The organism is Bartonella sp. AP21QHHD (assembly GCF_042196205.1).
GTDB lineage: Bacteria > Pseudomonadota > Alphaproteobacteria > Rhizobiales > Rhizobiaceae > Bartonella.
Window position 1 is genome coordinate 22,066 of sequence record NZ_JBHIPT010000093.1, and the last position, 6,000, is coordinate 28,065.

The following is a 6,000-nucleotide window of genomic DNA, read 5'->3' on the forward strand; positions in this document are numbered from 1 at the left end:
AGTTGATACTAAAGAAAATAAAATTCAGAAAAAAACTTTGCATTTTTAATTTAATATGTATGAATATATTTTATTTTCTAAAATGAAAAAATAGTCTCATTTTGATCAAATACAAAATCATAAAAATGCAAACCTGTTTTCATTTTTACCATATATTTTTAAATTCAGCGTTACAGTCTTCAAAATATCTAAAGTAGTCTCCATTATTTAAAAAAAATTACGTATTACTTCATACTTTTGATTATCGCATTCTTTAAGTGGGATATGGTCTCATAACAAAACAGAATACTCTAAAAATATATTTTCTTTCTCATCCACACGTTTGTTAAAAAACATCTCTTAAAGCTTGTCACATCTACCTCATACGGTGTCTATGAGTGGTATAAAATCTATTGGATAGCATCATCTTTTCTTAAATAAAAAGGAAAAGCCAAGTACGATCACGCTATTTATCCCCTAATGTTGCAACATCCCCTGCTATTTAAGAGAATGCATAAAAGGCATTTATTCTTTCCTAAAGTGTTTTTATCCATACATTACTCCTCCTTGTAATGTATAAAAGAATAATTTTTATTAATTTAATATAGAGAAATTTAAAACGAAAAAACCTTACGATATTTAGAGTTCTCATTATGTAAAACGATAAATTACCATTATAAATTAATATGTTGTTAATAATCGTCTTAAAGGATAATGTTTTACAGCACTAAAGATCTGATTACTCTGCAAAATGAGCTCGTTCTTTTCCCTTAATGTTCTTTATCACCTTATATCCTTGCTTAGAGCACGTACAGCTCGTGCAGTTTCACATTGTAATGCTTTTTGTGCTAAAATTTTCATATCTTCAAAACTATGAGTCTGTAAACACGCCTTTACTGGAGAAATATCGCAAGATATCATAGAAAGCTCATTAATTCCCAATCCAGTCAAAATCATTGCACCAAAAGGATCTCCAGCCATACCACCACATACACTAACCCAACACTTATGTTGTGCAGCTCCCTGAATAGTCTGATAAATCATACGCAAAACTGCTGGATCAAGGCTATCAGCTTCAGACACAAGGTATGGATTTTGCCGATCAACAGCCATTGTATACTGTGTTAGGTCATTGGTTCCAATTGAAAAAAAATCAACATGGGCGCTTAATACATCTGCCATAATGGCCGCTGCTGGAACTTCGATCATAATACCAAGTTTTAATTTTGGTGCATCAACATCGTTGCGGATTTCCTCTGCAATCTTTTTTATAGCGACAATCTCTGAAACAGACATGACCATCGGAAACACAATCCATAGATCTCCACCCTCTTTTGCCGCTCGATATAAAGCACGTAATTGAGGCACCAAAAGATCACGTCGACGTAACAAAAGCCGCGTTCCTCGAACACCTAAAAAAGGATTGTCCTCTTTAGATAAATGTAAATGCGTAACCTGTTTATCTCCACCAATATCAAGTGCACGAATAATTAATGGCTTATCTCCTACAGCTGTAATCATCGCCCGATATATATTAAATTGTAGCTCTTCATCCGGAATATATGGATTCTCTAAAAACAAAAATTCCGTGCGCATGAGTCCAACACCTTCAGCCCCTAAATCAAGCGCAACAGAAACCTGATTTGCGTAGTTGACATTAGCCATGATACGAATTCTTTGACCATCTGTCGTTTGCGCTGGTAATCTACATGCATTTATTTCACTGACACGTTTTTGCGCAACAGTATCAATATGCCTTTGAGCATCTTCAACGTCTTCAAGCGTAGGATTAAGGTAAATAAACCCGTTATCGCCATCAATAATAGCCTGAATATCAGACTGAATTGCTAAAATATCATCACCTGCAGCAACAACCATTGGAATACCAAGAGTACGCGCCAAAATAGCTGTATGAGATAATGGACCTCCCCATGCTGTTGCTAATCCTTTTACCCTTGTACAATCAAGTTGTGCTACATCAGAAGGAGAAAGGTCATTTGTAACCAGAATTACACCATGTGGAATATCATTTAAAAAGAACGATCTATAGGATGGATTGATTTCACCTAAAACACGTCGACCAACATCAACTAAATTAACAGCACGTGCTGCTAACAAAGGATTATCTACCTTAAAAAACATATCTGAAAATTGACGAACCGCTCTATCCCAAGACCAAGCGACACCATGACCTTCCGCTATAAAACGACAAGCTTGAGCTATTAAATTTTCATCTTCAAGCAAAACCATTTGCGCAGAAAAAATCGCAGCAGAATCTGCTCCCATACGCACTGTAATATCAGAAATCACAGATGCCATTTTATGTTTTGTTTTTGTAAGAGCATTTTCAAGACATGCTGCACCAGCTGCAAAATCAATTGGCTGATCTATTATGGAAATATCATTTTGCCTTAAAACAAAAATCTTACCAAATGCTAATCCTGAACTCGCTCCAACACCAGAAATGCCTTTTTGCATAGAGCGTGGATACCAACCATGAAAAGCCTTTGTTTGAGATTCCATTGCTCTCATCAGACATTTTTCACTAATACTCACTTTTTTTGCAATAGCAATGGCATCATTGAGAAGTTGTGCTCCTTCTGCAGCATCTGTAGAAAAAATCAGAACATCACCGTTTTTTACTCCTAATTGCAATAAACCAACCAAATTTTTCATTTCAACGGTATATTGACCATGGCGAACTCTGATGGAACTTTGAGCCTTTTTCGCAAAATCAACCCAAAGAGAAGCTGGTCGTGCATGAAGACCACTTGGATAATCTAAAGTCCATTCCTGACACACAGAAAGGTCACCAATAAAAGTTTTTTCTATCTTCATATTTTGGTCAAACAAAGTTGTAACAATTTGTTGTTTGTCCATAGTTGTTGCAAGTACTTCAAGCTGTTTTTTATCAAATAAAAGAGACGTCAATTTTTTACAAATTTCTCTATAGCGATCTGGACACGCTGCAATGGCAATAACCAAATATGCTTTCTTGCCATCCTGCCACTCAACACCAGCAGGAACCTGTATAACAGCAACAGCATCCTTGATAATTAAATCACGATTTTCAGCCATACCATGAGGAATGGCTATACCATTTCCAAGCCAAGTATTGGTTGTTTCTTCACGTGCAAGCATGCTTGCCAGATAACACTTATCAACTGCACCAACCTGCACAAGCAATTCAGCAGCAGCATAAATTGCATCATTTTTATGATCAAAAGCAGCTGCAAGTTGTACAGATCTTATAGACAAGATTTCACCATCAGCAAAATCTACATTCATTGCTTCTGCTTTCTCATATCTCATCATGAATTCAAATTGCCTCACATTTGAACACCAATATCTCTGACACATTCCTTTTCAAAGCTGCATTTCCCAAAATACAAGCTATAAATACCACCACAGCTTTATTTATATTTTACGGAATATAGCTAAGTGAGGTGCTTAAATACCTCAATATAACCGATAAAACAATTGGATATTATTATCTAGCGAAGTGCTTAAAACCATTATAAGCAAATCTACCTCTTACTCTTTTACTTTACAAAGACAAAACCCCATTTTCTACAGAACCAATCACCTGAAAAACTACGTTTTCGAAACGCTCTCATTATCCTAAGTTATTCAACATAACTTTTCATTATTTTTCCTACAAGAAAGCATCCTTCCCAATCATCCGTAACTTCAGCTAATATTTTGATTGATTCCTCAAAGTTTATTTAACCTATTATCCCTCTTTATAAACTCATTACATAATTACAAATTGCTCCATGCAACTTATCATCTTTAAAATTCCGTGCTGCCCATCTTATGATATCAAACCCTCGATATATAATATTTATATATTTTAAGCTACACCTTTACTTCAATCAATATCGCAAATACACAATACCCTCTGTCGCACATTTGCAAAGTACGAACATCCCCCCCCAAGCACCATCATCAATTACTAAAATAAAGAAAAACTCTACAAATAAGATAAATAAAGTAAAAAATGAAACGCAATGATTGCCTTAACCCTAGCTCTTATGCTTATTTACTTTCAACAATACACAATAATAGTGAAATCAGAAAAAATATTCTTGAAGGGCGCTGATTGCACGTTGGTTATTTTTATATCTTTAAACACCGTCCTCCTTAAAAATATAATTTCACTCTTGATTTACCGAAAATTCCTTAATGCACGTCACTTTCAAAGTAGTTTTGGCTGCCTTCTTATGGATTTTTTATCCCTATGTCTTTTTAAATGAATAGCCACACCTATCCACACTACCACCTAAAAACAGTATGACAACTCATCAATACCACAATGCCGATAAAAAGACCCATCTTTATCAAAATGATTACATAAAGAATGCTCTCATTAAATTTCTCATAATTTTCTGAAAACAAACTGCTTCTCTTATAAGAAATCACTAGACACTTCTTCATGCATAAAAAGAAAGTCTCTCTCACTATTATTATACAGAAATTTATCAACAAATTCTATCATAATATCAATATGTTCAGGACTAAATACTAACATAACATCGCACAAACTCTTTCCCTCATTGAGAAAAGCCATTTCCTCAATTGTACCTTTTTCGTATATCTTCTACATTTATTATAGTACCAACGCAAAAAGGGAAAGATAAGACTCTATCTTTCCCTTTTAATACTTATAAAACCACAACTATAATTCAATGAAATCCTGTTGATTGCTAGAGAGTGTTACAGATTACTCTGCTGCCTCCAGCATAGGAATGACTGAAACATAGGAACGATTACCCGCTTTGCGTTGAAAAGAAACCTTTCCATTTGATAATGCAAAAAGCGTATGATCTTTTCCAATACCAACATTGTTACCAGGATGCCAACGTGTACCACGCTGGCGAATAATAATATTTCCGGCAATAACGGTTTCACCACCAAATTTTTTAACGCCTAGACGTTTCGATTCTGAATCACGACCATTACGCGAGGAACCACCAGCTTTTTTATGTGCCATAGACGCTCTCCTTTAATCTTTCTTACTCTTTGATGCTACAGACGCTTTCTTCTGCGGCGCAGTCTTTTTTTCAACCGTTTTTTTAGCCGTCTTCTCAACAGAAGCAGCAGCTTTTGTTTCTTGTGGTGTAGTTTCTTCTTCTTTTATCGGTTTCGCAGCAACTTTTTTAGGTTTTGAACCACCCATTAAAATTTCTAAAACACGAAGCCTCGTAAATTCTTGACGATGGCCACGCGTGCGTTTAGAATTTTGACGACGGCGCTTCTTAAATGCGATAACCTTGCACCCACGTGCCTGTTCTAAAATCTCAGCTGTCACCAATGCATCAGCAACGACAGGGGTACCAATAACCGCATTACCTTCTTGCCCAACCATTAATATGTCATTGAATTCAACAACATCACCCGCATTTCCACTAACTTTTTCAACTTTTACCACTTGATTAGCAACAATGCGGTATTGCTTACCACCAGTTTTAATGACTGCGAACATTTTTTATCCTTCCGTTCACTCCAGCTCTTATTTAATTTCTGCCTTGAAATAAGGGAAAATAGGCTGCTTTTTATCAGTCGTAATAGATCCCAAAGAAGGATAAAACCTTCTTCAACACAAATATGCGCAGATTTCCCCACGCTTATATTTTGTATATATGAAGGAATTTCTATTCTCTGTCAATAAAGTCCCATAAAAAAGAAAAAAAGGTTGTACCAAAAACAATTGAAGGTTATCTACCCCTTATACACTCAAATAGTGCCGATTTTTGTTTCACTTTATTATGGAGAGATGGCTGAGTGGTTGAAAGCACCGCACTCGAAATGCGGCATAGGGGCAACTCTATCGGGGGTTCAAATCCCTCTCTCTCCGCCACAGTTTATAAAGCGATATTATTAAAACTGTCTTTAATCGTAGCTTTCCGGTTGTAGCTTGCCAGTGTAGCTTGTCATCGGTGTAGCTTGCCAGCGGGTTTTGTATAATTTGCCACTAGGTTTTGTACCAATTTATTTTTTTTCAAAGAGTTTTTAAGGTGT

General features: G+C 35.8%; 3 protein-coding genes and 1 tRNA gene. 1 reads left to right on the top strand and 3 read right to left on the bottom strand.

The genetic code is table 11. The annotated features are described in order from the left end of the window. Positions 1 to 762: 762 nt before the first annotated feature. The 3 genes from ptsP to rplU all read right to left on the bottom strand — a co-directional run bounded on the left by ptsP (position 763) and on the right by rplU (position 5,464). Positions 763 to 3,294 (bottom strand): phosphoenolpyruvate--protein phosphotransferase, encoded by a 2,532-nt coding sequence (gene ptsP, locus ACFIMC_RS05520; RefSeq protein ID WP_375680971.1) that lies wholly within the window; start codon positions 3,292 to 3,294, stop codon positions 763 to 765. Between the two features lie 1,408 nt (positions 3,295 to 4,702). Continuing rightward, complete coding sequence (gene rpmA / locus ACFIMC_RS05525) at positions 4,703 to 4,972, bottom strand: 50S ribosomal protein L27 (RefSeq protein WP_100130483.1); 270 nt, start codon at positions 4,970 to 4,972, stop codon at positions 4,703 to 4,705. A 12-nt stretch (positions 4,973 to 4,984) separates the two neighbouring features. Beyond that, on the bottom strand, positions 4,985 to 5,464 hold the full coding sequence (gene rplU, locus ACFIMC_RS05530; RefSeq protein ID WP_375672089.1) for a 50S ribosomal protein L21: 480 nt from the start codon (positions 5,462 to 5,464) through the stop codon (positions 4,985 to 4,987). A gap of 285 nt (positions 5,465 to 5,749) precedes the next feature. On the opposite strand from rplU, the gene ACFIMC_RS05535 reads away from it, so the two are divergent. Next, positions 5,750 to 5,839, top strand: a tRNA-Ser gene (locus ACFIMC_RS05535). The last annotated feature ends 161 nt before the right edge of the window (positions 5,840 to 6,000 follow it).